General features: G+C 45.4%; 27 protein-coding genes and 1 pseudogene. 15 read left to right on the top strand and 13 right to left on the bottom strand.

The features are described from left to right. Window positions 1-31: 31 nt before the first annotated feature. From U5R06_11670 to U5R06_11660, 3 genes are read left to right on the top strand one after another with little or no spacing between them, the layout of a single operon-like run. A complete protein-coding gene (locus U5R06_11670) occupies window positions 32-598 on the top strand; it encodes a hypothetical protein (protein MDZ7723434.1) in 567 nt (188 codons plus the stop codon). After that, a complete protein-coding gene (locus U5R06_11665; GenBank protein ID MDZ7723433.1) occupies window positions 595-1,524 on the top strand; it encodes a hypothetical protein in 930 nt (309 codons plus the stop codon). The genes U5R06_11670 and U5R06_11665 overlap by 4 nt, the downstream gene beginning before the upstream one ends. Further along, window positions 1,508-2,212, top strand: coding sequence for an ATP-binding protein (locus U5R06_11660; protein MDZ7723432.1), 705 nt, complete (start codon window positions 1,508-1,510; stop codon window positions 2,210-2,212). The genes U5R06_11665 and U5R06_11660 overlap by 17 nt, the downstream gene beginning before the upstream one ends. Window positions 2,213-2,334: 122 nt before the next feature. On the opposite strand, the gene U5R06_11655 is transcribed toward U5R06_11660, so the two are convergent. From U5R06_11655 to U5R06_11645, 3 genes are all read right to left on the bottom strand, one after another. After that, entirely contained in the window at window positions 2,335-2,604 is a 270-nt protein-coding gene (locus tag U5R06_11655) for an MBL fold metallo-hydrolase (GenBank protein MDZ7723431.1), read from the bottom strand. A 261-nt stretch (window positions 2,605-2,865) separates the two neighbouring features. Continuing rightward, on the bottom strand, window positions 2,866-3,060 hold the full coding sequence (locus U5R06_11650; GenBank protein ID MDZ7723430.1) for a hypothetical protein: 195 nt from the start codon (window positions 3,058-3,060) through the stop codon (window positions 2,866-2,868). A 5-nt stretch (window positions 3,061-3,065) separates the two neighbouring features. Next, on the bottom strand, window positions 3,066-3,635 hold the full coding sequence (locus U5R06_11645; GenBank protein MDZ7723429.1) for a zeta toxin family protein: 570 nt from the start codon (window positions 3,633-3,635) through the stop codon (window positions 3,066-3,068). A gap of 337 nt (window positions 3,636-3,972) precedes the next feature. Here U5R06_11645 and U5R06_11640 point away from each other — a divergent pair, with 337 nt between their 5' ends. Together U5R06_11640 and U5R06_11635 are read left to right on the top strand one after the other, a co-directional pair. Continuing rightward, complete coding sequence (locus tag U5R06_11640; GenBank protein MDZ7723428.1) at window positions 3,973-4,764, top strand: site-specific integrase; 792 nt, start codon at window positions 3,973-3,975, stop codon at window positions 4,762-4,764. A 174-nt stretch (window positions 4,765-4,938) separates the two neighbouring features. Further along, complete coding sequence (locus U5R06_11635; GenBank protein MDZ7723427.1) at window positions 4,939-5,790, top strand: transposase; 852 nt, start codon at window positions 4,939-4,941, stop codon at window positions 5,788-5,790. Window positions 5,791-6,244: 454 nt separating this feature from the next. Here the strand turns inward: U5R06_11635 and U5R06_11630 are convergent, their stop codons facing one another. The 8 genes from U5R06_11630 to U5R06_11595 form a co-directional block, all read right to left on the bottom strand. After that, a complete protein-coding gene (locus tag U5R06_11630; GenBank protein ID MDZ7723426.1) occupies window positions 6,245-7,153 on the bottom strand; it encodes a serine protease in 909 nt (302 codons plus the stop codon). 140 nt (window positions 7,154-7,293) lie between these two features. Then, a complete protein-coding gene (locus tag U5R06_11625) occupies window positions 7,294-7,665 on the bottom strand; it encodes a hypothetical protein (protein MDZ7723425.1) in 372 nt (123 codons plus the stop codon). A gap of 5 nt (window positions 7,666-7,670) precedes the next feature. After that, window positions 7,671-8,603, bottom strand: a complete 933-nt coding sequence (locus U5R06_11620; GenBank protein ID MDZ7723424.1) for an integron integrase — start codon at window positions 8,601-8,603, stop codon at window positions 7,671-7,673. 1,002 nt (window positions 8,604-9,605) lie between these two features. Beyond that, window positions 9,606-9,788 (bottom strand): hypothetical protein, encoded by a 183-nt coding sequence (locus U5R06_11615; GenBank protein MDZ7723423.1) that lies wholly within the window; start codon window positions 9,786-9,788, stop codon window positions 9,606-9,608. 110 nt (window positions 9,789-9,898) lie between these two features. Beyond that, window positions 9,899-11,059 carry an iron-containing alcohol dehydrogenase gene (locus U5R06_11610; protein ID MDZ7723422.1) on the bottom strand — a complete coding sequence of 387 codons (1,161 nt, stop codon included), beginning with the start codon at window positions 11,057-11,059 and terminating at the stop codon, window positions 9,899-9,901. 15 nt (window positions 11,060-11,074) lie between these two features. Beyond that, on the bottom strand, window positions 11,075-11,419 hold the full coding sequence (locus tag U5R06_11605; GenBank protein MDZ7723421.1) for an antibiotic biosynthesis monooxygenase: 345 nt from the start codon (window positions 11,417-11,419) through the stop codon (window positions 11,075-11,077). 219 nt (window positions 11,420-11,638) lie between these two features. After that, window positions 11,639-13,576: an endo-1,4-beta-xylanase gene (locus tag U5R06_11600; GenBank protein ID MDZ7723420.1), complete on the bottom strand. Its 1,938-nt coding sequence runs from the start codon at window positions 13,574-13,576 to the stop codon at window positions 11,639-11,641. A gap of 14 nt (window positions 13,577-13,590) precedes the next feature. After that, window positions 13,591-13,782, bottom strand: a complete 192-nt coding sequence (locus tag U5R06_11595; GenBank protein ID MDZ7723419.1) for a hypothetical protein — start codon at window positions 13,780-13,782, stop codon at window positions 13,591-13,593. 189 nt (window positions 13,783-13,971) lie between these two features. Here U5R06_11595 and U5R06_11590 point away from each other — a divergent pair, with 189 nt between their 5' ends. From U5R06_11590 to U5R06_11580, 3 genes are all read left to right on the top strand, one after another. Further along, entirely contained in the window at window positions 13,972-14,520 is a 549-nt protein-coding gene (locus tag U5R06_11590) for a DUF998 domain-containing protein (GenBank protein MDZ7723418.1), read from the top strand. A 39-nt stretch (window positions 14,521-14,559) separates the two neighbouring features. After that, window positions 14,560-15,126 (top strand): MFS transporter, encoded by a 567-nt coding sequence (locus tag U5R06_11585; GenBank protein ID MDZ7723417.1) that lies wholly within the window; start codon window positions 14,560-14,562, stop codon window positions 15,124-15,126. A gap of 93 nt (window positions 15,127-15,219) precedes the next feature. Then, window positions 15,220-15,816 carry an MFS transporter gene (locus U5R06_11580; protein MDZ7723416.1) on the top strand — a complete coding sequence of 199 codons (597 nt, stop codon included), beginning with the start codon at window positions 15,220-15,222 and terminating at the stop codon, window positions 15,814-15,816. Here U5R06_11580 and U5R06_11575 read toward each other — a convergent pair. Continuing rightward, window positions 15,813-17,036 (bottom strand): BamA/TamA family outer membrane protein, encoded by a 1,224-nt coding sequence (locus U5R06_11575; protein ID MDZ7723415.1) that lies wholly within the window; start codon window positions 17,034-17,036, stop codon window positions 15,813-15,815. The genes U5R06_11580 and U5R06_11575 overlap by 4 nt on opposite strands. A 236-nt stretch (window positions 17,037-17,272) precedes the next feature. Here U5R06_11575 and U5R06_11570 point away from each other — a divergent pair, with 236 nt between their 5' ends. From U5R06_11570 to U5R06_11540, 7 genes and pseudogenes are all read left to right on the top strand, one after another. Further along, a complete protein-coding gene (locus U5R06_11570) occupies window positions 17,273-19,453 on the top strand; it encodes a hypothetical protein (GenBank protein ID MDZ7723414.1) in 2,181 nt (726 codons plus the stop codon). 21 nt (window positions 19,454-19,474) lie between these two features. Continuing rightward, window positions 19,475-20,371 (top strand): universal stress protein, encoded by an 897-nt coding sequence (locus tag U5R06_11565; protein MDZ7723413.1) that lies wholly within the window; start codon window positions 19,475-19,477, stop codon window positions 20,369-20,371. Between the two features lie 9 nt (window positions 20,372-20,380). Next, entirely contained in the window at window positions 20,381-20,617 is a 237-nt protein-coding gene (locus tag U5R06_11560; GenBank protein MDZ7723412.1) for a hypothetical protein, read from the top strand. Window positions 20,618-20,636: 19 nt separating this feature from the next. After that, window positions 20,637-21,257, top strand: coding sequence for a transcriptional repressor LexA (gene lexA / locus U5R06_11555; protein ID MDZ7723411.1), 621 nt, complete (start codon window positions 20,637-20,639; stop codon window positions 21,255-21,257). A gap of 116 nt (window positions 21,258-21,373) precedes the next feature. After that, window positions 21,374-22,794 (top strand): annotated as a pseudogene (gene uxaC, locus U5R06_11550) (glucuronate isomerase). Between the two features lie 23 nt (window positions 22,795-22,817). Beyond that, on the top strand, window positions 22,818-23,528 hold the full coding sequence (locus tag U5R06_11545) for a glycoside hydrolase family 3 N-terminal domain-containing protein (GenBank protein ID MDZ7723410.1): 711 nt from the start codon (window positions 22,818-22,820) through the stop codon (window positions 23,526-23,528). Window positions 23,529-23,547: 19 nt separating this feature from the next. Continuing rightward, window positions 23,548-25,050 (top strand): glycoside hydrolase family 3 C-terminal domain-containing protein, encoded by a 1,503-nt coding sequence (locus U5R06_11540; protein ID MDZ7723409.1) that lies wholly within the window; start codon window positions 23,548-23,550, stop codon window positions 25,048-25,050. 626 nt (window positions 25,051-25,676) lie between these two features. Here the strand turns inward: U5R06_11540 and U5R06_11535 are convergent. After that, the gene (locus U5R06_11535) at window positions 25,677-26,621 is read right to left on the bottom strand and encodes an NAD-dependent epimerase/dehydratase family protein (protein ID MDZ7723408.1); all 945 of its coding nucleotides are present in this window, start codon (window positions 26,619-26,621) and stop codon (window positions 25,677-25,679) included. Window positions 26,622-26,815: the final 194 nt, after the last annotated feature.

Raw genomic sequence — 26,815 nt, 5'->3', positions numbered from 1 at the left:
GTAACTGAATCTCTTGAAAGGGCCAAAAGTCATGATGAATAAACGAATCATCTTTGAAATTCACAAATTGGCTGATATGGGCATGAAACAACGCCAAATTGCCAGAAAGTTATGTATTTCAAGACCAACTGTGCAAAAATATCTCAACTCCCCGGATATTGCCACACCTCCCAGACGTCCAAAGCCAGGTAAATTGGAACCGTTCTATAATTATATTGATGAACTGCTGGAAGGTTGGCCGAACGCCAGCGCTGTTGTTATTAAACAACGTATCGACGAAAAAGGCTATACCGGAGGGATTACGATTTTGCGCGATTACCTCCTTGCTAAACGAGGAGGTAAGAAACGATCCAAAGCCTACATTCGGTTTGAAAGCAGCCCTGGTGAACAATGTCAGTTTGATTGGGGGCATTTCGGCAGTCTCATTTATGGCAACACCTCCAGAAAACTGTACTGCATGACGGTGATAGAATGCCATTCCAGAATGCTCTACATCGAGTTCACACATAGTCAAAACAAAGAAGCTGTGATGCGCACCCTGTTGAATTCTTTTTATTCTTTGGTGGCGCTCCCAAAGAACTGGTGCACGATAATTTGAAAACAGCGGTCATTGAACGAATCGGCGATATTATCCGGTTCAACGAAGATTATTTGCATTTCTTGCGCCCTTTTCATATCAGACCTTACGCGTGCGGCATAAGGGACGCATCCGCAAAAGGCAAGATAGAAAAAGGCGGTGTTCATTACGTTCGCTATAACTTTTGGCCGTGCCGCACCTTTGCCGATCTGGATGATGTAAATGTGCAAGCCTGCAAATGGCGCGATCACATTGCAAATACACGTATTCACGCAACAACGAATGAAAAACCGGTTGAACGTTTTCAGCCGAAAGCCCTGCGTCCATTGCCGGATGTATTGCCGGATACCAGAGATCATTCAGAAGCTAAAGTCCATTCCGATTGCCGGTTTAAATTTGATGCAAATTATTATTCAGCGCCTTGGTGGATGGCCGGTAAAACAGTCAGTGTCAAAGCGGATAACCATACAATTTGGGCAGGCCATAAAAACAAAATTGTTGCTGTACACACGCGAAGCTGGAAACGCCGGGCTGTTATTGAAAATCCGAACCATATTTCAGAACTTTTGAAAACACGTAAAAAGGCAAGGTTAACCAGACAAGAACAACTCTTGTTTTCAATGGGTGAACCCATCAAACTATTCATCGAAAATTTGGCCAAGGCCGGGAAAAGCCTTTCCCGGGCATCCAGTCATCTCCTGGAATTAAGAGAACAATATGGAGCCAAAGCAGTTGTGGAGGCCGTTGAAATAACCCTCAAATACAAAGCCTATGGCGTCGATTATGTTGAGAATATCCTGCATCAAAAAATGCATATTAAAACATATTACCCCAAAGTTACCCTCAAAGATGAAACGCTCAATCAGTTACAATTACAGGAACCCGATCTGTTAATCTATGATGCCATTACTTTGAAAAAAAGCAGGAACAATGATGACAAAAATTGAAAATACAATCCACAAATTGCAGCAGTTGCGACTCAATACCATGGCCGAATATCTCGAAGATGCCTTTGAAAAAGAAAAAGAGCAGAACAACGGCTTTCTGTGGCTGCTCGATTATTTGCTTGACCTGGAAAACGAATCACGCTGGAAACGCTCTGTTGAAAACAGAATCAAAGCGTCGCATTTGATTGATAAATGCTTGCCAAGTGACTTTGATTTTAAATTCCATGTCTCCCGACAACAGAACCGATCCCTTGTTTTGCGTTTGTCCGAATGTGATTTTATTCATAAAAAACAAGACGTGATCTTTATTGGCGCCCCCGGAACCGGAAAAACCCGATTAGCAAAAACCATAGCTTATCAAGCCTGTTTGAAAAATGAACGTGTACTCTTCACAACAGCTATTGATATGATTAATCACCTCATTGCCGCTCAAGCTGATCAGTCGTTGTTAAAAAAACTAAAATTTTATCAAACTCCAAGTCTGCTTGTTTGTGACGAGTTGGGTTTTCTTTCGCTTGACGAACAGTCATCAAATCTTTTTTTCCAGGTGCTCAGTGCCAGGCATGAACGTGTGAGTACAATCGTGACCACCAATCTGCCCTTTGGCCGCTGGGGAGAGATCTTTCAAAGTGCTGTAATCGCTCAAGCCATCGCAGACCGGCTCGTTAAAACTCGGAGATTATACTGATGGAAGGACCATCTTATCGACAGAAAAATAAATAGTAATCTGGTTTCATTTTAAAAATATAAAAATATAATTGATATTTTATGCCAAAGAACTGTTTTTTTTACAGAGTCTTGTAAGAGAATCTATGTGCTCCACTTTAGGTGGTAAAGTATTATTCCGTTGGCTTTGGTAAACTTGTTAACCGTTGGTAATAGATCAGTATGGATGTGTGTTAATATGACAAGATCTAAGGGCGTATTCTCTCCAATACGAGCTTTAAGATAAGTTTTGAGATCAGAATTTGGCCCTCCATCGATCAAGATATTATATGTTTTATTGTTGTCTTGTTGGACTTGTAATAACGATGCTGCACCATGTCCTATATTAAACACATGCAAATCTGCTTTCATCATCCTCTCCCAAACATGTAGTTTCAATCACATTTACTTTGGCTAACGTCCATCGTAACCTGCCGGCGATTCATCCGCACATCGCCCGGCAAACGGCAGAGATGATCGACAACTTGAATAACTCAAAAACGACCCGGCGCAAGCCGGTCAGGTTGACGAACGGGTTAGCAGTTGACGCACTACATAACTTTTATAATAATTTATAGTTACAGAATCTACATCTACAATTATGTTTTTGATTGTTTTGAATGATTAAATTGAAATTTAAACAAAGGGATTTTTATAAGTTATTTCACCATTCGGTAATTCATAATATAACTTGCCTCGTCGAGAATAAACGCTAGGAATTCCAAGTCTCTTATTCTCATCTTGCGCCTTTCTTACTGCCTGGTTACCGATTCTTTTTAGCTCAATTGCTCTTTGATAAATTTCAAGATTATTCAATTTATTTACTACCATTTGAATTATCCCTCAATATCGCCCAAGAATACTTTAAAATTATTGTCATTTATTATTATGTAATCTGTTTCTTTTCCAAATGCAACTTCCTGAAAACTATCTTCAGAATTATAAAACAAATACCAACTATCGACAATATCCTTATAGATATTCCAAAAATTTATCTTACTCCGTTTAAACCTACGAATTACATCTTCGTTTGGAACCGAGTGACCACCTTTTAGGACTCTTTCCTCAATTCGTTTTATTGCTATTTTTTCATTTTCTAAAAAAATGTAAATAACAATTATTTTATACCCTTTTTGTTTTATATTTCTTATTACAGGAATTAGATAATTTCCTGCCAAAGTTGACTCAATAACGAAACTTTTATTTTGATTTACCAGAGACTTTAACTTCTTTAAAAATATCTTTCCTGCTGTTATTCTAACTTTTTCAAAATTCTTAGGTGATAAATTTTTAGCTATTTCATCTGCATTCAAAAATTCAGCCTTAAAAGTTGCGAGAAAATCAATTGCAAATGTAGTTTTACCCGAACCATTTGGACCAGCAATAATAATAAGTTCTTTTTCCAATAATTCACTCTATCTTTTGTAAAAATACTAATCACAAGTAATATAGTTAAAATATCAGACGTTTTCAATTACTCAAAATCTTTATTCTTGAAATTATAAAACTTTCTAAGCTGCTAACAAGTTCATCACCGGTTGGAACCGCATCAGGCTAACCAGCGCAAATGCACCAGACTTTGAATCTACATCGAAATTTGCTCAAAAGAATCGGCGGTTCCAATCCGGTGCATGGAAATGTTGAACTAAGCCCGCCCAAAAAAGCGGGCGGGCACTTTTGCCTGATAATTGCAGCCATCGTGAACCTCACAAATCAATTATTCATTTTAAAAGGAGGTTCACGATGACTGACTGGCGTACACGTATGACTGAAGACATGCAACTCAAAGGCATGTCGGAACGAACAATTGAAATGTACATTCGTTCTATTGCTCAACTTTCAACATATTACCAAAAACCACCTGGTCAAATCACCGAAGAGGAACTGCGCCAATACTTCCTCTACAACAAAAACAAACGCAAATGGTCGCGAACCGCATGTACCATTGCATTATGCGGTATCAAGTTCTTTTTTACCCATACCCTGCAACGCGATTGGACAACAATCAGGTTTGTGCGTCCTGAAAAACAAAAATCATTACCTGTTGTATTAAGCCAGGCTCAAGTTCACAAAATTTTAAAGAACGTACGGTTTCCTCATCATCAGGCCTGTTTATTCACGATCTATTCTCTCGGTCTTCGGCTTCAAGAAGGTACCCATCTCCAAATATCCGACATTGATTCTGAACGTATGTTTGTCCATATTCATCGCGGCAAAGGAAACAAGGACAGATATATACCATTACCTCAACGCACTCTTGAATTGTTGAGAACTTTCTACAAAACACATCGAAATCCAAAATGGATATTCCCGGCACCTGGCCGTGGTGGAAACGCTATGCCAACCACTGACAAACCTATTCCTTTGACAAGTATACAAATTGCTTTCAAAGAAGCCAAGGATGCTGTTAAAATTGCAAAAAAGGTTTCTGTTCACCATCTCCGGCATTCGTATGCCACACATTTACTCGAAGCCGGCGTTGATCTGAGGTTTGTGCAAAAATACTCGGCGACGAAGATCCCAAAACAACCATGATCTATACTCAACTAATCAATCAGAATCTGCCTGACCCAGTTCATGTGATCAATAAGGTTATGAACAGCCTGTGATCACAATGGCGGACATTATCCGCCAATATGGAAATGAAACAATTGCAAAATATAGACCAAAGTATTCTTCCAAGTCATTATAAAACCATGCAGAATATTGTTGACTGTAGAACTTCTGCACTGGGTGGACAGACTTGGAAAATGTGAAGAATGCCGCAAAATACATTACAGTTATCATTCATGTAGAAATCGACATTGTCCAAAATGTCAAAATGACCGCGCAAATCAATGGCTTGCCAAACAATATCAGACTCTGTTGCCGACATCCTATTTTTTGGCGACCATTACAATACCAAATGAACTGCATACCGCCTTTCAACAACATCAAAGAATGCTTTACTCGTTACTCTTTCGAGCCGCCGCTCAGGCGCTGCTAATTCTGGCAAAAGAGAAAAAATACCTCGGCGCCGATATCGGCATGATGGGTGTTTTGCATACATGGACGCGCGATCTGAGATATCACCCGCATATTCATTTCCTTATACCGGCTGGCGGACTGACCAAAGATGGCAAACGCTGGAAATGGGCCAAACCCGATTTTCTGGTGCATGTCAAACCCTTGTCAATATTGATTCGCAGATTATTCAAAGATGCTCTCATTCAGAAAAATTTGAATCTTCATCTGCCAGTCAATACATGGAAAAAGAAATGGGTTTGTCATATCAAACCAGTTGGAAACGGACAATCAGCTCTTAAATACTTGGCACCATACATCATGCGTGTAGCCATTTCTGACAAAAACATAATAAACTTACAACATGGCAAGGTAACATTCCGCTATAAAGATGCTCAAACAGATACCGTGAAAACCCGGTCACTGGATGCCAATGAATTCATATATCTGTTCTTACAACATATTCTTCCAAAAAGCTTTGTAAAAGTGCGCTATTTTGGAATATTGGCCACCAAAAAACGAGGTGAATTGGCATATGTCAAAGAACCTGATCGGTGAACGTTTACAAACAAATATTGATGATTTAATCACAGACGATAAAATCATGAAATGCCCTGACTGCGGACATGCACTGATTTTTGTCGCGGAAATCCCGAAAACAAGAGGACCTCCAAATATTGGGCTTACAATCTCAAAACTTTAAAAAATCATTTTCAATGACATGGGTGACGTATGTCTTTTATATTAGAAAACAGTAGTTTTGCCTTGTTTACAGCTTATTTTGAACCTTGCTCAGGATTTGATACTATTCATTTTAGTATTTTTTCCGAGATATATTTTCTGAACAGTTTTAAACTGTTGTGTAAGCGCCTTCCCAAAAATGTAAATTCCATTAACTTACAACTCCACTACTAAACCTCGCTACTAGTCGTTAGGGCCAAGTCCAACCCCGCGTTCCATATCGACCTTCACTGCGTTCAGGTCGAATGCAACGCTTATTCGTTATGCCCACCTAATTAGTGACCAATTGCTCAGTTACTTTTAAAATATCATCTATAAAGACACATCTTGCTAATCCAAAATTCATTTCTAAGCTTCCCTTTTCAAATTTCAATTCATCCGGATTCGGCTGAGTGAGTACATTATCTAGTTTTATACCATGATGACCTATAATCATGCCAATTAATTTTGGTGCATCCCAATTTAACTTTCCTATTTTTGTACCTAACAATACCTTGCAGAAAATAGGACTACCGCTATTGCCCCCAAAAGAAAATGAATCAAGTAAAAATCCTGGATATCCAGAAGGAAGCCATGCTATAGAACCGGAACGAACAATAGGTGTAATTGTTTTCGAAGCTCCTATACCAAAAGGAAAGCCAATAAAATATACTTCATCACCTAAGGATAATTCTTTTCTATATTTAAATCCACTTTTGGGAACACCTAATTTTTGTGAGAATTTCAAAGCCTTTTTTGAAGTGTCATCCTCTACAATTAATATTGGTATATTGATAAAAAAAGCCCCTATATCAAGTGAATCATTAATTACATATGATTTAGGATTAGAACTTAGATTAATTTTAAATACAATGTTATTTTCAATAATCTCCCAATTTCTTTCAGCAGTATATATCCCATCTATTTTTCCCTTTTCTTTAAAAGCTTGCGTAATCGAACTATCTATATTCATTCTAACAAATATTTCATTACGATTTTTTATTAAATGTGCACAAGTTACAACGATATAGTCTCTTGGATTATCATAATTGTAGAGCAAGAATCCAGTGCCATGTGGAATAAGCTCAGAATCTTTTAATTTTTCCAGTAATACTGTGGCTTGTAAAGATCCTTGATCTAGCCATTGAGAAAAACAGTATATAGGTAATAGCAACACAAGAGAAATAATATACTTTTTCATAATTTCCTCCTTGCGGCATAACATATAGTTTATCCGACCGTTAAACCTCCTAATTTATTTCTATTATTAGAAAAATGTTTCTACTATTAGAAAACATTTTCTATTATTAGAAAAAACTGGTTTTCTATTATTAGAAAATATCAGGGAGGTCGAGATTTTCTATTATTAGAAAAAGTGACAACCCGGTCCTGTAAGGACAACGCTTTAATCGCATTCCAGGGTAAATACCAGAGTTTTTCTTTACGATTCCAGGTGCCGCCGACAGATCTGACTTTTAAACCCAGTTCGCGTTCTCCGTATTCAATCCGGATCGCCATCATTTTATTTTCCGGAATGTGATCATAATTTTTGTGCCATTCCTTTTCTTCAACGACCAACTCAACGGTTATCATTTTACGATGGGTATCCGGATCATACTTGTAGCGGATACAGACCAGATCGTCGCCGTATTTCTTTATCCATTTTTGTGTGCCCGGTTGTCCCGGATAGATTTTCCGTTTTGTGTTCATCATACAGATTATATATCATCCGCCGGACTTTTGACACCCAACCCGCCTTTGTTGATCACATGCGTATAAATCATCGTGGTTTCCAGGTTCTTGTGCCCCATGAGTTCCTGTATGGTTCGGATATCATATCCGTTTTCAAGGAGCCGTGTGGCGAACGAGTGCCGAAAGGTATGACAACCGGCTTTTTTATGGATTCCGGTTTTTCTTATGGCACGTTTCACCGCTTTTTGCAGCACACTTTCGTGAATATGATGACGCCTCTGCACACCACTGACGGGATCAGTTGATATCTTATGCGCCGGAAAGACAAATTTCCAGCCCAGTTCTCGTCCGGCATGCGGATATTTTCGTTCCAAGGCATAGGGCAAATAGACAGAATCATAACCGTTTTTTAAATCCCGGAGATGTAGAATTTTCACATATTCAATTTGCTTTTTCAAAGGATCGACAAGTTTTTCCGGCAAGAGCGTTTTCCGGTCCTTGTCACCTTTGCCGCTTCTCACAATGATTTGTTTAAACCCAAAATCGATATCCTTGACCCGCACTTGCAGGCATTCGGAAAGCCGCAGTCCGCTACCATAGAGCAGCATGGCCATGATCCGGTTCATGCCTTCCAGATGGTTCAAGACAGATTTTGCTTCTTCACCAGTAAACACCACAGGCAGCCTTTTCGGCTTTTTGGCCCATGTGATGTCGAGTTCTCCAACATCCTGTTTTAGAATATATTTATATAAAAATATTATTGCGCACAGGGCCTGGTTTTGAGTTGATGACGACACGTTTTCCCGTACTGCAAGATGCGTTAAATACTGATTAATCTCTGATTCGCCCAATTTTCCTGGATGTTGAAGGTTATGATATTTGATATACTTTACGATCCAGTTTACATACGTTCGTTCCGTCCGCAAACTATAATGGCGCGCACGCAACACACCCCTCACCTGATCCAGGAGTTTCGGTTGGTTTTGCCCTGTGGATGTGTTCAACCCCAAAGACTGCCCCGCTTTTTTGAGTTTGATTTATTAATTATATTGATTTTTTTGTATACATGCAAGAAAAAAAGTATAAAGTGGTCAAGTAACCTTATAACCCCTATTGTGGACACACTGAAACAGGGTAGAGTAAAACGATGATTGAGAGCGGCAACGATTGGAAAAAAACTGTACTCTGCTCCTTTCATTTGTCGCACCATTGAAAATTGTACGACAAGGGTATGATTCTGACGCACTACAATCCCATCCGGCACGTTGTGAAAACAGAGGGGGGAGCGGAAGACAGGCAGCCGAGCGGCCGGCCGGCGTTTCTCAGACGGACGGTAAACCGGCCCGCGGGGGTGCGGGGATTGAAACTTGTAGCATCCGCTGCGTAATTCGATCGTACCGCGATGGTGAGGCCGGTTTAGCGAGGCGGTGCCCGCCCCGCTCAGACTATCAACTCCAGGCAGTATTGTCAAGAGGCGGGCAGCCTGGCTGCAGCGAGGGGGAGACCTCCCCCTCCTGAACGGGTTTATAATGAAACAACATAAAACTCCCCACTAATACAATTTATAGCAAAATAGTATGGTTGTTGCCTGTACTGACCAACAGAAGGAGGCGCTTTATGAAAGTTTTGATTTTTTTACTGTTGATATTACCATTTAAAAGGGTATTGGAATTTTGACACGGGAAGCGGTTACGATATATTTGATCAAACCGGCAATAACTTGATTTATCTGTTAATTTTGAAAACCGGAAACCATGTTGCCAGGCAAAAGCTGACACTATTAAACCAACAGAACCTGTTATACAATCAAGCAATCCAAAAGCATGGGAATTAAACACTTTCAGAAAACGCACAACCAAACTTGGGGTCTTTAGTGCCCAGCTCGGGATAATGTGCAGCCGGCTTGAAATGCCCCACTCGGAACATCTAAAGAGTTTGCACTTTGAGCCGGCATGCAGTAACTATTCGCCCTTTTTCAGGGTCAGGAGCAACGCGATTGCTATAAGCGCCAGATTGCTGCAAGCACGCGAATACGCCTCGGGTGAAACGCCCAGAATGCGCCCCGACAACAGCACTGATACCACAGCCAGCACAAATGCCAGCGCAGACAAACCGATGAGCAGCCAGGTTAGAATTTTCATCATCCACCTCTCGTGTTTAGGTTTTGGTTAAATGACTATTCGAACGCATCTCCCGCCGCTTTCCGATCATTGGGCTTCCGGTTCAGGACCTAAGGGAAATATTACAAACGCAGTCATGACTCTATCGCCTGCGTCAAAATTTCAGTGAGCTGTGTTTCATTTAATTTGACGGGATTTCCCTGCATGCTGCTGGATTTTTGCGATTGCTTGACCAGTTTGGGAATATCGTTTTTTTGCAGACCGAATTCAGCAAGCCCGCCAATCTGCAGGTCATTGGTAAGGTCGTGGAGCCAATCGGGGACATCCGCTGCCCGCGCATGCGAATCACCGGTGAGAATTTCGGCAATGTCATCATATCGAAGCATAACCTCTTTGAGGGAGGGATCATTTTTAACCGCTTCAATATTCATGCGCGTCACCAGGGGCAAAAGTCGCGCACAAATCATTCCATGCGGCGCATCCAGATACCCGCCCACGGGCCCGGCAAATCCGTGCACTGCGCCCAGCTTGGAATTGGCAAGCGCAAGTCCGCCGAATAAACTGGCGACGCACATGTCCTCGCGCGCCTGCAGGTCATCTCCATTCAGGTAAACGTTGCGCAACGATCCGGCAGCACGGAGCAATCCTTCTTTGCAAATTCCATCCGTCAGCGGATTGGCTTTGTGAGAAACATACGGTTCGATCAGCTGAGTCAAAGCATCCATACCTGTGCTGGCGGTCACGTTTTTAGGCACAGTGAGGGTGAGAACCGGGTCCACCAGAGCGATATCGGGGATCATCCAATTGTGACGCAGACTCACCTTGACTTTATGTTTCTGACTTTTGAGAACGGCATTTTTTGTCACTTCCGAACCTGTACCGGCCGTGGTTGGTATTGCGATATAAGGCAAAGGAGCGTGTTGCAGTTTCTTTCCGCCGCCTATGACTTCGAGATAATCTAAAACACGTCCCGGATGCGTGGCCAGAGCAGCCAGCGCTTTACCGGTGTCGATGACACTCCCCCCGCCGGCCCCGAGTACCACATCAGGTTTTAAATCTCGCAACTGAGTTAAAATATCTTCAATCAGCTCAACAGTGGGTTCTCCCTGCACGCCGGTGCGCGTGACCTTTATGCTGCGTTTCTGCAATTCGGTCACAAGCGGTTCAACCCTGGAATAGCTGCCGCCACTGACCATAAACACCGAATCCCCGAATTCCGATACATAATCCGCTATTTTAGTATATGAATACAGTCCGAATATAATTCGTCCTGCCGTTGCGAATCCAAAATCCATAGCCATCCTCTTTCATCAAACATGAATATTTTTGGTCTGATCCCCGCCGCTGCTTTCCCATCCCTCATCAGCCGGAAACACATTGTTGTACTTTACCGCATAGCGGGGTTCCTGCATCATATCCTTCACCGTTTCGCGCCAGGTTTGATAATGCTCGGTCTCTTTGTGTTTGGCGCTGTCATTTTCCGTGTAATAGACTTCCAGCAAAACAAAATGTGTGGGATCGTCCTGCTGCTGCAGCACATCAAAACGGGCAATGCCGGGTTCGTGTAAGCTATGATGTGCATTGTGTACTGTGGCGGTTTTAAAAGCCTCTATCTGACCCTGTTTGATATGGACATGTACTTTGGCAATAAACATATATCCTCCTCTTGAAAACACAGATTCTTACGCATCTCATTTCTATAGAGTAACACCATTTTTCCCGCAGAACATCCTGGAAAATAGAGTCGCGGCAATTTATCTCATTCGATCATGCGCTTGAGCAAAGAGACCCTCCTCTGAGGAGATTTCACCATGATCAGAGGCGTTTCACGGCGTATGGCCCGGCTCGATGGTTTCATCCTCTGCCTGAAATTATTATTGTATATACATGAGCTTCAAAGTCCGTGAAACAGTCCTGTTTTGCGTCGAGGTGTTCATCCTCACAAGATAGACACCACTGGCAGGCACCCTGCCCTGTTCGTTCAATCCGTTCCATACAATCCGGTGTTCACCTGCGGCCTGCTCTTCCTGAAGCAGAGTTTTGACTGCCTGCCCCCGGGTATTATAGATCACAATATGAACATCGGATGGCTGAGGCAGCTTATAGTGTATCTCGGTCGATGCATTAAAAGGATTGGGAAAAGCCGGATACAGTCTGAACTCTTTGGGAGTTTTGCATTCTTGCGCGATTCCGGTGCGCTCCACAGGCAGCTGAATGATGATACTGTCCTGGTTTTCAGTGACATATACATTACTCAGTGTATAGACCACCTCACTCACATCGACTGTAATATCATAAATGCCTTGAAACGCCGCTGTAATGAATGCTCCCTGATCATCCGTGACTCCGGCGGCGCGTGTGGACCAGTCCTGTTTGACAAGCGTTGTATATTGATTAAAAAGACCGGTGTTTGTCCAATCCTCTTTAAAAAGCGCCGAGTTTGGCGATTGCATTTCCGGTTGCCAGAATCCGGACAATTCAAAACGCTGCACGGCCGGATGACTGAATACAGCAATCATAAAATCCCGCAAATAGTTTTGTTGCATTTTTTGATCATCGATATCAATGGAAACATTGACAATTTGTATCGGCAGACCGGTGGTTTGCAATGCATCTAAAATGGACAGAACACGGGGGATAGGCGTAAGGACCTGACCGAATTGACACTGCAAAGCGATTGCATCGACAGGCGCTTGCTGTTCTTCCAAAACATCCACCAGGCGCAGAAGATTATCCTTTATATATTCATTGCCGTCAAAGGTCAGAACGCCGCTCTCATTGAGACATAATTTTGCATCCGGTGCCTGACGGTGCACATAAGCAAACCATTCGGCAATGACATCATCACCAAGCACATCCATTACATCATGATACCGATAGGGTTCGTTAACAACATCCCATTGACGCACTGCAAACCCACTGCCCTGATGAACCACCTCGTAAAGATGTGACATCAATTCATCCCGCAGGTCAAACGGGCTGTATTTGAGGGTTTCAATAAACGACGGCATCTGCTCCCAACCGGGGGTGAGCAAAGCATGGCCTTTGGACGGAATGTTATTTGTATCGAGCCATCGGGCCATGGCTCGATAGGTCTGCCGCGCTTCCTCGGAACTGGTCCATCCCCAATCATCCGTATTTCCGCCCCAGTGAAACGGTGTTGTTGCGCAGTTGAACAGTGAATCCAGCGCTGCAGCATACAAAGTGGCATCCTCATTATCATCCAGAACCACATCGTCAATAAAAACGCCAAAATCAAACAGATGCCGCGCCATTTTCATATTGACACCGGCTTTGGAAATCGGCAATCCGTTCTTGTTGTGTACAATAACGGTGACCTCTTTGCGCTGCTGATTAATTCTGGCCAGAGCATCCTGTTTCCAGTCCATTTCCGTCTCGTAAGTGAAAACAGTCGGGGGCGGCAGCTCTTCTTCCTGTATGGATGCTCCTAGATTAAATCCGATCCAGCCGCCGATCCGCAGCTGCTGCGGCGAAAAAGCCAGCGACAGATGCTGATAAAGCGCTCCGGCTGGAAAATGTTCCTGGGCGCGGATATAAAAATGACAACGCTGCCAGTCATCCGTTGCAGTTAGCTGCATTTCATGCTGTACGCTCGAATCCGCGGATTTTATGGTTTGCAGCAAGGCTTTGCCGCGTCCACCGTGTCCATCAACCCGACGCAGATATATAATATAAAACAAAATATCGTTTTCCTGAACCGGAACCTCATTCGACGGAGACACAAGGCTCACCGAGTCCGGATTTTCAGTTGCCGTGTGAATAAAAGCGGCATGAGCCAGGGAAAAAACCACATCCCGTCAGTTGGTCAGTAATTCGTGATTGAATCCGCAGGTCCTGCATGGATTGAATAGTCGGCCAGATCAGAACCATCATACAACAGTTCCGGTGACCCCGGAAGCAGGTCACGCTCCGAGTCTGCATAGGTTGAAAAATCCGGATCTACACTCTGGGCAAATAACACAAGCGGAAAAAACAAAAGACAGACAGTTTTATTCATCAATATGCCTCCGATAATCATATTTTTAAAAAATATGATATTTAGTCTTGCTTTTCTAAAAAAAAACGTTATTATTAAATAGAAACAAGCGGTCACAAATGCGAAACGCATTCTTAAGGTAAAGCAAAAAAGTCTTAAATTCAATTGTAAAGGCCGATTGAACCGGTCTATTTCTGACTTGGATTAAACATGTCCTATTCAATCATCGCTGTTGTCATCTATTTGATATTCATTGGATTAGCACATATCCAAACTCCAGATTCCTATGACTGGAAACGCTATCCGGTCGGTCGTCTTTCTGCGCGAACCTATAAAAATTACTGGATACTGATGCTGGGCAACACGCTGTTTTCAGTGATATTTCTGACAGGCATGACATGGAAATTTTTAAACGGAACAATCGACTGGATGGAACAATTGCCGATCGCCTTTTTCGCATTTTCGATTTTTATGAGTTCATTCTTTCGCCCGAATCCGGTATCCAGCGGGCATTATTTTCCCGACCGGCGCGATACGCTGCACAATCTGTTCATTCTGCTGGCCGGTATTTCGTTTCTCATTGGTATCCTTGTTCACTTTGTATCTGTTCCGGATATTACTCAAAAGCTTGTTCATTTCTCTTTTTTAGTTGTACTCAGCATCGCGTTTCTTTCTCATGGTATTTTCACCCGGTTCAGCGGGGTTGTACAGCGTGTCATCCTGCTGATCAGCTGTGCATGGCTGCTATTCTTTTATTAGAAACCATTATCTCATCATTCGCCACGATTTAGGAGACTTGTGACAAACACTACAGAATATCCAGGCAAACAGCCGGCTCCTCTATACCGATGGTCTGTTCTCTTTTTCATCAGTATGGCCATGTTTGGCAATTATTATGTGTTCGACAGCATCAGCCCGCTGGCCGATGTACTGAAAACCCAATTAAACTTTTCCGATGCCAACATCGGTTTACTGAACGCAATATACAGTTTCCCCAACATCATCATGGTGTTGGTGGGCGGATATATCATCGACCGAATCGGCGCGCGCAAAGCCTCGCTTATTTTTTCTGTTCTCTGTCTCGTTGGCGCGGCCATTACCACACTGAAAGGCAGCCTGCCTCTCATGGCTGCCGGACGCCTTGTATTCGGCCTGGGCGCCGAATCTTTGATCGTCGGCATTACCACAGTCATTGCCAAATGGTTCAAAGGCAAAGAGTCGTCTTTGGCCTTTGGGCTTAATCTTAACCCTGTCCCGGCTGGGTACATTCTCTGCGCTGAATTCCCCTTTACTTTGCCCGATCCTTGTACGACCACTGGCAGCATCCGCTGTTTCTGTCAACCGGTGCGGCTGTCATTTCGGTAATCGCGGTGATTGTCTATTATTCTCTGGAAATCAAGGCGGAAAAACAGTATGGCTCGGAGACCCTGAAGAAGTAGATAAAATACGTTTAAGGATATCCTGGAATTAAATCCGGCATTCTGGTATATCAGCCTGCTCTGCGTCACCTTTTATTCAGCCATATTCCCGTTTCAGACATTTGCTGTCAAATTTTTCCAGGATTATCACGGCCTGACCCGGGAAATGGCGGGCTTTACCTCCAGTATTATCACCTTTGCGTCCATGATCGGAACTCCCATTTTCGGTTATATGATCGATCGAATTGGCAAGCGCGCATCTCTGATGATGTGGGGTTCGGTCTTGCTGGTTCCGGTTTATCTGATGCTGGTGTATACACCCATCCATCCGCTTGTGCCGATGGTGATCATGGGCATTTCATTCTGTCTGATTCCCGCCGCGATGTGGCCTTCCGTGGCCCTGGTGGTACGCGAAGGCAAACTGGGAACGGCCTACGGATTAATGACCATGATTCAGAATATCGGATTGTTCGGATTCAATCTCATGATCGGATTCGCCAATGACATTTCAGGCGGGTATACGGCCGGTATGTGGATTTTCTCTGTGCTCGGTTTCGCGGGTATGCTGTTCGCCTGGCTGTTGAAACGCTCGGACGCCAAACACAATGACTCGCGCCTGGAAGTCATGACGGTTTAGAACAGGTTTCCAACGGACATGTATATTGCCAGTTCTTCATAAGCCGAGCGTCCCAGGCTGAGTGAATAAACGGCATCCTTTTTCCAGCGAACGTTAAAGGAACATCCATAAGCTGTATGCAATTCAAAATCCCCGTTATATTTCATCCACACCCGGCCGCTGTCCAGGAACGGCTGGACGTAAAAAGTAAAAGGCTGACGCAGCAACATCAGGCTGAACAATTCGGCGCGCAGCTCAACATTCATCAAAAATTTATGAGGGCCTACAAATAAAAATCGGGGAACCCCTCGCAAACTGGTGGCCCCACCCAGCCCCTGATGCAGTTCGTAAGATCCTGCCAGTACATTCATCGCGTAAAACGGTGGATTTCCAGGCATCGTTTCAAGCAAAACCCGCTGTGCATACACCAGTCCGGGAAACAACTGCCAATAACGTCGGTCTGTGAGTGTGAAACGTCCGTAATTATAATCACTCCCCCACAACGGATGCGACGCCGCGAGCAGACATTCCGTCCACACCCCGGCGGACGGTGTGGCTTCAGCATCGCGTGTATCATAGACCAGGCCGAGGCGCAAATAATTGCCAAAGCCGCCGTCGATTCCTCGGGGTGCATCCCGGTATAGTTTAGACGCTCTATCCGGTTGCGGCACTCTGATATACTGCAATCCGGCGCCTGCCAATACACGCGTATTCCGCACCGGAGCCGGCCATTGAATATCGGCTGTCAAATAAGTCCAGTCGCGTTTGTAGGTATAAAACTGTTCATCAACAAAAGCGGGCGCATCCGGATCGATCAGATTTTGATTGTACTGATTCTGATTACCCAGCCCCACATAATCATCAGCAAGATAACGATTAAATGATGCATACGCGGTCAGACGCGTTCGGTTGCCCAGCGCATGCATTTGATCCCAGAACAGACTCAATTTTTTGCGCCCCACAGTCGAGGCCTCAGCTTCGATGATTGCATTCCAGTTGTAGGGAGATATTTGTCCGTCGCCGTATTGAAACAACATAACGGAAAGTCCGCCTGAAAATCCTTCACCGTCCTTATAAGTAACCGAGGGATATCCTATAAAATTCAATCCGGTCAACGTTTCTTCAGCCGCGCCTGAAAGCGGCAGCATCACCGCGAATCCCAGGCCGATTAAAAAGAACCGCAGCCGGCTCATCCTGCATCTCTCGATGCACCTCAATAACCAAAGGATCACATCATTCATACAATCACACCTCAATTGCCGTAAAATAATGGTAAACATCATACACCGGCTTTTACTTGAATATTACAGAAAAATCCCGCCATTCGCAACCGCTTTCTTTTTGACCTGTACCGGACAATCACCCTATGAGTGAAAAATGGTTTTTATTTTTAACAAAAATTTGTTAAACTATAGCTTGTAACTTCATTGGTTTAACGATTTCCAAATACTCTTAAAACACGGATACGACAAGAAATATGAAAAGAACCTGTTTTTGTATCATTTTGCTCCTGATTTGTAATTCACTTTTTGCTGTCGAACTTGAACCGGTTAGAATCAGCGATTACAGGTCCAAAACAATCAAACGCAGTTTATACTCGATCCGGCTGAATACTCCGGCTCTGGATACAGCATTGTTTGTCCGTAAAGTGCGCGGACTCGATATCAAAGCCCTAAAACCGGTATCGGATCACGAACTGCTCATAATATTCCGCATTGATTCCGGATTTACAGATTTCGATGCCCATCAAATTGCATTAATCGACAGCAGTGGACAAGAACAAAGCATCGCAACGCTGAATGTGTTTTATGACCGGCCGCCGGTCATTGACTCGCTACAGGTACGGAGTTCCGGGCCCACAGCCGGTGATACCCTCACCCTGTCAGGCGGACGAACCACGCTTGCTGTCATGCACCTGTATGGCACCGGATTATTTAAACACACACAGATTGCATTCGATGATCCGGCTGTGCGCGTCAAGCAGGATGCCGGCTGGCGCCGGGTCCAGGCGCCTGATTTGATGCAGATCGGACTGGAAATCGATAATCAGGATGTTCAAATCGGCAAGAAACGATTCCGCGTCAAAAACGAATACGCGATGGAAGGATTCGGCAGCCTGTTCATCAAAGCGGCTCGCCGCCCTCATATCATCTCCAAAATCGAGGGGTTTACAGCAGATGGAACCGTGCGCAACATCACGCTGCACGGAACCCGTTTTCGGCCGGGCATTCAGGCCCGATTGCTGCCCAGGCAGGGAATGGTTCAGGTTGAAACCAGCACCCCGCAGTCAGTGAATCTCTCGCTTCACCTGCCTGTCATGGAGCAGAGCAAAAGTTTTCAGCTGGTGTTGATCAATCCGGATGGTCAGGCGGATACCACCTCTTACTTTACCGTGCGCACGCCGCCTCTTTCGCATGCCCGCATCTCACCGTTGAACGTTGAAACCATATTCCCCGGCAAACGCATTCATGTGCTTGTACATGTGGACACACGCGCGGGGCGCACACTCAATCCCGGAACAGCCTATGATATCAATATAGAAGGCGACCGGTTTCCGGTGTTGCGAGTGGTCAATGACAGCACCTGCGAAGCAGTCATTCAGATATCCAGCGATCAGACAGCGCTGTTATGGGATCAGCATGTATTCACCGTGCAGCCGGCAGATGCCGCTCCCCAATGGCGCGGCACCATAAAGAGTCAAGCGACGCCGAAAATTACCTATACATCCCCCAACCGCACCCTGCATCCTAATGATACCCTGACGATGGTGATCAAAGGAAAACACCTGTCAGATGCTATCGTGCTGATCGAAGAACCGGATATCGTTTTTGATATTACAGAAAATCGGGGAGATCTCGTAAGGCTGCAGGTTCGGGCCGGAGAGCACGTCGAACCCGGCGCTTATCCTCTGGAACTGCGGAAAAATGGAGTATCGTTCCGGTTTCCCGACTATCATCTCACGGTCAAACCGTGGCAGCCGTTTGAACAGTATATCAAACTGCACGTAAATTCAACGGGCATTCATTCCCTCGAGCCCAAAATTACAATCAATTCCAGCGATGTTCCCCGACTGATTATCAATACCGGGGATATTCGCAAAAACCTGGGTGTGCAAAAGCTGCTGATCCATGGCGTACTTTTGGATTCATTGCATACCATCCGGGCAAAATCGGTTACAAACGGGAATATGACGCTCAAACCGGCTTCCGGCACGCAACAATGGCGATGGCGCTCAAACAAGCGCCTGCGACCGGGCGACCGCATCGAGATCACGATATCGAATCCGGGCGGCCGAAATAAAAGAATAATCACTTGTGTTATACAAGCAAAATGGTATGAAAATGTTCACGGCAGTACGTCTTTTGTACTGGCAAAGCTTCCATTTGGCGGCAAACATAAAACCCAACTGCTGAATTCCATTGCCCTGGGTGTCAGCTATCAGCCGTTTGCGAGTAAAGAATTTATAGAATTTGACGGTTCGTTTATCATCGGCAACAGACAGACAAACGATAAGAATGCAGTGCATGTCGGCTTCGGTCTCAGCAGTATCTTTTGGCAGCATGTACAGTTGGGTATGGGAACGAATTTAACGGGACATTCATTCAGTACTTTGTATATGTTTGTCGGAACCCGATTTAAAGTGGCGCTGCCGTTTTAGGAATGAATCGAGGATAGCAATATGGATACAATCAAACATATTCTGGTTCCCAGTGACTTTTCGCAACATGCAGAACAAGCCGCGCTGCACGCTATGGCTGTCGCCTCCCGGTTTGGCGCGAAAATCACTTTTCTGCATATTGTAACCGTGTATGACAACGATCCGAATGCACCGCAGGATTTTTTTCCGGATATCGAAAACTTTTACAAACAGCTGGAAACACGCGCGGATGAAAAATTTCAACAGACCATCGCAACCTATGTGCAGCAAGGACTGCAGACAGAACGGGTGATTCAACGCGGCTTTTCTCCCTATGAAGAGATTTTGACCTATGCAGAAGAGCATGCCGTTGATCTGATCGCCATGGGCACACACGGACGCAAATCATTTGCTCATTTTTTGATGGGGTCGGTCACTGAAAAAATCGTTCACCATGCAGCATGCCCGGTTCTGTGCACACATATCGACGAACAGGAACCGCAACCCATCAAGCCTTATGAACGCATCCTGGTGCCGGTTGATTTTTCGGAACAGAGCAAACGCGCCCTGCGCGCCGCAAAATTGCTGCTGGCTGAAAACGGACGGCTTGATCTGCTGCATGTCATCGAGGACCATATCCATCCCGCGTACTATACATCGGAAACCCATTCGCTGCTGGAGTTTCTACCCAATTTGCACGAACGCGCAGAATCAAGCATTCAGAGAATGGTCCAGGACTATGCCAGTGATATTAAAACAGAAATCACGATTGCGGATGGACATATCGCAAAAGCAATTACAAATTTTGTCCCCGAACATAATTCTGATCTGATCGTAATGGGAACCCATGGTTTGAACGCGTTGGAACAAATTTTCATTGGAAGTGTTGCAAATAAAGTAATTCGAAAGGCATCATGCCCTGTCATGACTGTTAAATAGAGGAATATCATGAACTGTTGTGAAGACATACTGAACAAGTTGTGCGATGAAGTGGCGGAGGATATTGATTCAGAACTCTGCCAGGAAGTGAAAAAGCATTTGCAGGAATGTGAGACCTGCTGCAAAGAGTTTGAAAGCGTCAAGGATACCGTGCATTTGTTTCAATGTCTGGAAAAATCCAGGGTGCCGGATGACATTCACAAACGACTGTTAACCGTACTGAACCTGAACAAATCGGAATCATAAGATTTGACCGGAGCATGCGATGAAACCTTTGACGGCCCGACAAAAACAGGTACTGGATATTATCATTCAATTTATCCGCGAATACAGATTTCCGCCGACTCTGAAGGAAATCACAGATCTGTTGGGCGCATCATCGCGAAACACGGCGGTCAAGCATGTACAGGCTCTGACGAAAAAAGGTTATCTGCATTGGGAAAAAAACAAAGCCCGGAGCATCCGGATACTGGATTCCGGCGGGCAGGAATCAGATAAAACCCAGGTAAGTCTGCCCCTGGTGGGGTCTGTAACCGCCGGATCTCCCATGTTGTCCGAAGAAAACATTGAACGCCATATCACCATTCCCCGACATTTCATTCGCACTCTGGATAAGCATTTTTTACTCAAGGTGCAGGGCGAAAGCATGAAAAACGCAGGCATCCTGGAAAACGATCTGGTCATTGTTCGTTCACAAACCCAGGCCGGCACCGGGGATATCATTGTGGCTCTGCTGGGAAATGAAACCACCGTAAAGCGGCTGGAAAAATCAAATGGAAATTTATATTTAAAGGCGGAGAATCCAGCGTTTTCAGATATTCACCCCACCGGCGAATGGAGTATACAGGGCCGGGTTGTGGGGCTATTGCGGGAGCATATCACCTGATTGTACAGAATGGTATCCGCAGCTTTTTCCCAACCGCAACATGTTTCAAAACCGTGATATCCGCATCTTGTCAACATCAAAATTAAAGCAGAATTATTCAAAACATGGAGTTTAATATGTCAGGATCAAATGAATGGAATTTACATCAAGACCGGCTGTTTAAATCCAATGCGCAGGAGCGCAATATTGCCCGGGAACTGTATGATATGGCAAAAGAATTACCGCTGCTTTGTCCGCACGGACACGTTAACCCGCAACTGTTTGCTGAAAACATTCCGTTTCCGGATCCCACAGAGCTGCTGATCATACCCGACCATTATTTATTTCGTATGCTGTATTCCCAGGGCATTTCCATGCAATCGCTGGGCATACCCCGCATTGACGGCGGTGCGACTGAAACCGATCACCGAAAAATATGGCAAACCTTTGCCGATCATTTTACCTGTTCCGGGGCACGCCCACCGGGTTCTGGCTGAAATCCGAACTGATTGATGTGCTGAACGTCCAGGAACCGCTGAATTCGGAAAACGCCATGGCCATTTACGATCACATCAAGGACGAGCTGGCAAAACCGGAAAACCTGCCGCGCGCCATGTTTGAGCGCTTTAATATTGAAGTGCTGAGCACAACGGATTCACCCATCGATACTTTAAAAGCACATCAAAAAATCCGGGAAAGCAACTGGAACGGCAGAGTGGTGCCGGCGTTTCGTCCGGACAATGTCACGGATTTCGGTTACAAGAACTGGCAGGACAATATCAAACAGCTAAAAACGGTGAGCGGTATCGACTGTTCGTCTTACAAAGGCTTTATTCAGGCCCTGGAACAGCGCCGCGAGTTTTTCAAGTCCATGGGCGCCACCAGCACCGATCACGGCGTCACCACCCCGTATACCGTAGAATTGAGTGACAACGAAGCGGAAACGCTGTACAGCAAGGCGCTGCAGGGCAAGGCCACACCGGACGACGCGCAGCAGTTTACCGGACACATGCTGATGCAAATGGCGCGTATGAGTGTGGAGGATGGTCTGGTCATGCAGATCCACGCCGGGGTATTCCGCAATCACAATCCGCAAATTTTTGAACAATTCGGAGCGGACAAGGGCGCGGATATTCCCATGGCTACGGATTTTGTGCATAATTTAAAGCCCCTATTGGACAAATTCGGCAATCATCCTTCACTGCGGGTGATCCTGTTCACCATTGATGAAACCCCGTATTCGCGTGAACTGGCGCCGCTGGCAGGCCATTATCCCATTTTGCGCCTGGGTCCGGCCTGGTGGTTCCATGACAGCCGCGAAGGCATGATTCGTTATCGGCGTTTGATGACAGAAACCGCGGGCTTTTACAACGGGGTCGGCTTTATCGACGACACCCGCGCCTTTCCGTCCATTCCCGCACGCCATGATGTGGCCCGCCGCATCGACGCGCGCTATCTGGCGGAACTGGTGGCGGAACACGTCATGGATATGCAGGATGCGCGTCAACTGATCCAGGATTTGGCTTATAATCTTGCCAAAGAAAACTATAAACTGTAAGCGCAACCGACCCGGAGTATCCTATGCAAAAGTGGTTCATCATCATATATTGTTGTTGTATTTCAATTCTATTCGCTAAATCCGATACTAACGCCGGCATTGAAAAACGTATTCAGACTCTTTTGGACGGTATGAGCCTTGAAGAAAAAATCGGACAAATGAGTCAGATCAGCATGCACGCTACTGATATACCCGATCCGATCCGGGACGCAGTGGCTGCCGGCCGTCTGGGTTCCGTGCTGAACGCCGGAAATTTGGAGACCAAGCAGGAATTGCAAAAAATTGCGGTGCAGGAATCGCCGTCCGGTATACCGCTCATTTTCGGCCGCGACGTGATTCACGGTTATCAAACCGTACTCCCCATTCCCCTGGGACAGTCCTGTTCCTGGAACCCGGATCTCATAGAACTGGGCGCGCGCATGGCAGCTGCGGAAGCCTCGGCCAACGGAGTGCACTGGACGTTTGCGCCCATGATCGATATCACCCGGGACCCGCGCTGGGGACGTATTGCTGAAACCTGCGGTGAAGATCCGTATCTGACCAGCGTACTGGCGCGCGCCATGGTGCGCGGTTTTCAATCCGATAATCTGAGCGCTGCGGATGCCCTGGCCGCCTGCGCCAAACATTACGTCGGTTACGGCGCCGCCATCGGCGGACGCGATTACAATACCACGCTTATCCCGGAGCGGCAGTACGCGCAATATTTATCTGCCGTCCTTTCATGCTGCTGTTGACGAAGGCATAGCCACTCTGATGAGCGCGTTCAACGATCTCAACGGCATTCCCGCCAGCGGCAATCATTTCACGCTGACCCAAATCCTGCGCGACGAATGGGAGTTTGACGGCTTTGTCGTCAGCGACTGGGAATCCATGGAGGAAATGATTGATCACGGATTCTGCAAAGATATGCAGAGCGTTGCCTATAAATCCGTGACGGCCGGTGTGGATATGGAAATGGTCAGTGATGCTTATTGGACTGAACTCAAAGGTTTGGTGGAACAAGGTGTGGTTTCCGAGGAGCTTGTCGATGAACGCGTCGCCAATATATTGCGTATCAAACTGCGCAAGGGTTTGTTTGACCGTGCGTTTACGCAAAATGACCGGCAGGATGTCATTCTGAGCGAACCGCATCTGCAGCTGACCCGCAAACTCGCGCAGCAAAGTTTTGTGCTATTGAAAAACCGGGACCACACTTTGCCGCTCTCCGATTCTCTTTCCATTGCTATGATTGGGCCCCTGGCGGATGCGCCCCGCGATCAGATGGGCACCTGGGCTATGGACGGACGCGTCGACCGGGTCGTCACCCCGCGACAGGCGTTTCAGGAACGATTGGAGAATGATCGTTTTCATTATGCACCCGGTCTGAGCAGCAGCCGCGATACCTCGCACGCCGAATTTGATGTGGCGGTGACGGCCGCCGAACAGAGTGATGCGGTGGTCATGATCCTGGGCGAAGAGCAAATTCTTTCAGGAGAAGCCAAGAGCCGCGCCTTTCTGGACCTGCCGGGCGCACAGGCTGAGCTGTTTGCGGCCGTGGCAAAAACCGGCAAACCGGTCATCACGGTAATTATGGCGGGGCGTCCGCTTACGTTCGCCGCTATTGCCGAAAAATCCGACGCCGTGCTGTACGCCTGGCATCCCGGAACCCTGGGCGGTCCGGCGCTCGCCGATGTGCTGTTCGGCGATGTCTCACCCTCCGGTAAGCTGACCACCACTTTTCCACGAACCGTGGGGCAGATCCCCATCTATTACAATCACCGCAGCACGGGACGACCGCCGCTCGAATCAGAATTGGGCATTCCCACAGGAACGCCTCAGGATCCACGCAATTTTAGAAGCGACTATCTGGATGTGGATTTTACGCCGGCCTATCCATTCGGATACGGGTTGAGTTATACAAGCTTTCGGTATGATAATCTTGTTCTTTCATCGCCAAGTATGTCCAAAACGGAACAGATTATCATATCGGCCGAAATTACCAATACCGGTTCCATGCCCGGCACAGAGATCGTACAATTGTATATCCAGGACCGGTACGGCAGCATTACCCGGCCGGTGCGTGAACTGAAAGGCTTTCAGCGCGTCACTTTGAATCCCGGTGAATCACAGACTGTGAGTTTTGAATTGAACGCTGAACAGTGCAGTTTTTACGCTATGGACAACACCCCCATTATAGAGCCCGGTACATTTAGCATCTGGGTCGCCAAAGATGCGGCATCCGGATTAAAGGGTTCGTTCCGGATCACCGAAAAATGATCTTTTTAATAAATTGAATGGTATTGTTTTCATCCGGGAGTGAAAAAATCGGCTCTATAACGTTTTGAGTGGGTAAATGTTAAACGCAGAAGCTTAGAGATGCAAAAAAGTCAAAGAGAAAACTGTCTATTTAATTTTTAATTATCTTTTCGTGAATTGATTATCGAAACATTGCACGCAGAGGCGCGAAAGGTCGCAGAGGGAAAAAAACACAAGTGCTCAATAATTAAATGGAATTAAATAAAATTTAGGCCAATAAATATTCCCAACTATTCGAAAATAAATTGGTTTACTCTTGTTTTTCTCTGCGTTCTCGGCGAACTCGGCGTTTCATTTTTTCAGCTGCTATCTTACATCAATCCAATGCAGAGCCCGCGGAGGACGCGGAGTGCCGCAGAGGATTTTGAGGTAAAGTGGTTTTCTTTGCTGTGTTTATCATGTATCGCTCTGTTCTAATAGATGATTATTAAAATTGCTCAACAATAAAGATCAAGCAACACTAGATGATTTTTTGCATTTTGCACTGCTTCCTCGTTTAAAAATTTATTACCCACTCGATTTGTTATAGAGCCAAAAAATCGAAAACGCAAGATCATTGAAAAATCAATCATCCTTTATGCTGCAAATTAATCAAAAGGGATGAAATCATTTTTCATCCAGTCTGCCGTCCGCCGGACGCCCTCTTCAAGGTCCACGTTAGCTGTCCAGTTCAAATGGTGTTTCGCGGCCGATGAATCCAAAGTCAAAGTCTCGACATCAATCTTGCGTCCTTTTTCATAATGCACCGTCGGGGTCCGGTTCAATGTCTTTGCGATGGTTTCTATCAGCTCATTCAGGCTGACTGCGTGCGGACCGGACAAATTCAAGATTCTGTTTCTGCATGAATCGGAAAAAAGGGCTGCCGTCAAGGCCTCGATCAAATCATCAATATAGAAATAATCGCGTACAATGTTTCCGTCTCCCCAGATGTGAATCGGTTTGCCGGTCAACGCATTGTAGGTAAACACGGTAACCGCTCCCTGGCGGCGATTCGGATTTTGAAACGGACCAAAGGGCACCGAGGGTCGGAAAATCGTATATTCAATGGAGTAAAGATACGCATACATCTGCAGATATTTTTCCACCGTGAGCTTGGAAATACCATAGGCGTTAATCGGATTGGTGGCATGCGATTCGATGATCGGCAGCTGCTGCGGCACGCCGTACACGGTGCCGCCGGAAGAGGCATAAATGATGCGCTCGACCTTGGAGTGCACGCAGGCGTCAAACAGGGTCAGGGATGAATGCACATTGACATTGACATCTTCAAGCGGATCACGGGTTGCTGTTTCGTGAATCGTTCCCCAAGCCAGGTGATAAATCAACTCTATGGAATGATCAATAATAATTTTTCGCAAAAGATTACTATCCCGCAAATCGCCCTGAATAAACCGGACTCTTTGCGGTAATTCCATAAAGCGGGGCGGAGCAATATCATACAGAGTGATTTCATATTGCTCCATCTGCGACAATCGGGATATCAAATTGGCCCCGATAAATCCACTGCCGCCGGTGACCAGTATTTTTTTCATGGTTTATCGCCTGAATTGTTTATTTTCACTTGTTTTACAAAGACCAGGCAATTTAATGAAATAAAACCCCATTGTCAATTGATATCATCAGGCACGGGGGGTCTGTCAGACCCGGAGTGATAAAATCTGACTTGTCCTCATGAAAAAATAGGAAAAACAGAAAATCATTATTATATTTAATCCGGATTTATATT

The organism is candidate division KSB1 bacterium (assembly GCA_034521575.1).
Taxonomy (GTDB): Bacteria; Zhuqueibacterota; Zhuqueibacteria; order Residuimicrobiales; family Krinioviventaceae; genus JAXHMJ01.
The sequence above is the reverse complement of the archived record's forward strand: the minus strand, read 5'-3'. Positions and strand labels throughout refer to the sequence as shown.

What these genes read in the sequence shown, in the direction of transcription:
- U5R06_11535 (MDZ7723408.1), bottom strand. Translation starts at nt 26,621, where the DNA reads ATGAAAAAAATACTGGTCACCGGCGGCAGTGGATTTATCGGGGCCAAT.
- U5R06_11630 (MDZ7723426.1), bottom strand. Translation starts at nt 7,153, where the DNA reads ATGAAAAAGTATATTATTTCTCTTGTGTTGCTATTACCTATATACTGT.
- U5R06_11575 (MDZ7723415.1), bottom strand. Translation starts at nt 17,036, where the DNA reads ATGAATGATGTGATCCTTTGGTTATTGAGGTGCATCGAGAGATGCAGG.
- U5R06_11565 (MDZ7723413.1), top strand. Translation starts at nt 19,475, where the DNA reads ATGGATACAATCAAACATATTCTGGTTCCCAGTGACTTTTCGCAACAT.
- U5R06_11570 (MDZ7723414.1), top strand. Translation starts at nt 17,273, where the DNA reads ATGAAAAGAACCTGTTTTTGTATCATTTTGCTCCTGATTTGTAATTCA.
- U5R06_11650 (MDZ7723430.1), bottom strand. Translation starts at nt 3,060, where the DNA reads ATGGTAGTAAATAAATTGAATAATCTTGAAATTTATCAAAGAGCAATT.
- U5R06_11540 (MDZ7723409.1), top strand. Translation starts at nt 23,548, where the DNA reads ATGAGCGCGTTCAACGATCTCAACGGCATTCCCGCCAGCGGCAATCAT.
- U5R06_11615 (MDZ7723423.1), bottom strand. Translation starts at nt 9,788, where the DNA reads ATGATGAAAATTCTAACCTGGCTGCTCATCGGTTTGTCTGCGCTGGCA.
- U5R06_11670 (MDZ7723434.1), top strand. Translation starts at nt 32, where the DNA reads ATGATGAATAAACGAATCATCTTTGAAATTCACAAATTGGCTGATATG.
- U5R06_11610 (MDZ7723422.1), bottom strand. Translation starts at nt 11,059, where the DNA reads ATGGATTTTGGATTCGCAACGGCAGGACGAATTATATTCGGACTGTAT.
- lexA (MDZ7723411.1), top strand. Translation starts at nt 20,637, where the DNA reads ATGAAACCTTTGACGGCCCGACAAAAACAGGTACTGGATATTATCATT.
- U5R06_11605 (MDZ7723421.1), bottom strand. Translation starts at nt 11,419, where the DNA reads ATGTTTATTGCCAAAGTACATGTCCATATCAAACAGGGTCAGATAGAG.
- U5R06_11625 (MDZ7723425.1), bottom strand. Translation starts at nt 7,665, where the DNA reads ATGATGAACACAAAACGGAAAATCTATCCGGGACAACCGGGCACACAA.
- U5R06_11595 (MDZ7723419.1), bottom strand. Translation starts at nt 13,782, where the DNA reads ATGAATAAAACTGTCTGTCTTTTGTTTTTTCCGCTTGTGTTATTTGCC.
- U5R06_11560 (MDZ7723412.1), top strand. Translation starts at nt 20,381, where the DNA reads ATGAACTGTTGTGAAGACATACTGAACAAGTTGTGCGATGAAGTGGCG.
- U5R06_11660 (MDZ7723432.1), top strand. Translation starts at nt 1,508, where the DNA reads ATGATGACAAAAATTGAAAATACAATCCACAAATTGCAGCAGTTGCGA.
- U5R06_11590 (MDZ7723418.1), top strand. Translation starts at nt 13,972, where the DNA reads ATGTCCTATTCAATCATCGCTGTTGTCATCTATTTGATATTCATTGGA.
- U5R06_11640 (MDZ7723428.1), top strand. Translation starts at nt 3,973, where the DNA reads ATGACTGACTGGCGTACACGTATGACTGAAGACATGCAACTCAAAGGC.
- U5R06_11545 (MDZ7723410.1), top strand. Translation starts at nt 22,818, where the DNA reads ATGCAAAAGTGGTTCATCATCATATATTGTTGTTGTATTTCAATTCTA.
- U5R06_11655 (MDZ7723431.1), bottom strand. Translation starts at nt 2,604, where the DNA reads ATGATGAAAGCAGATTTGCATGTGTTTAATATAGGACATGGTGCAGCA.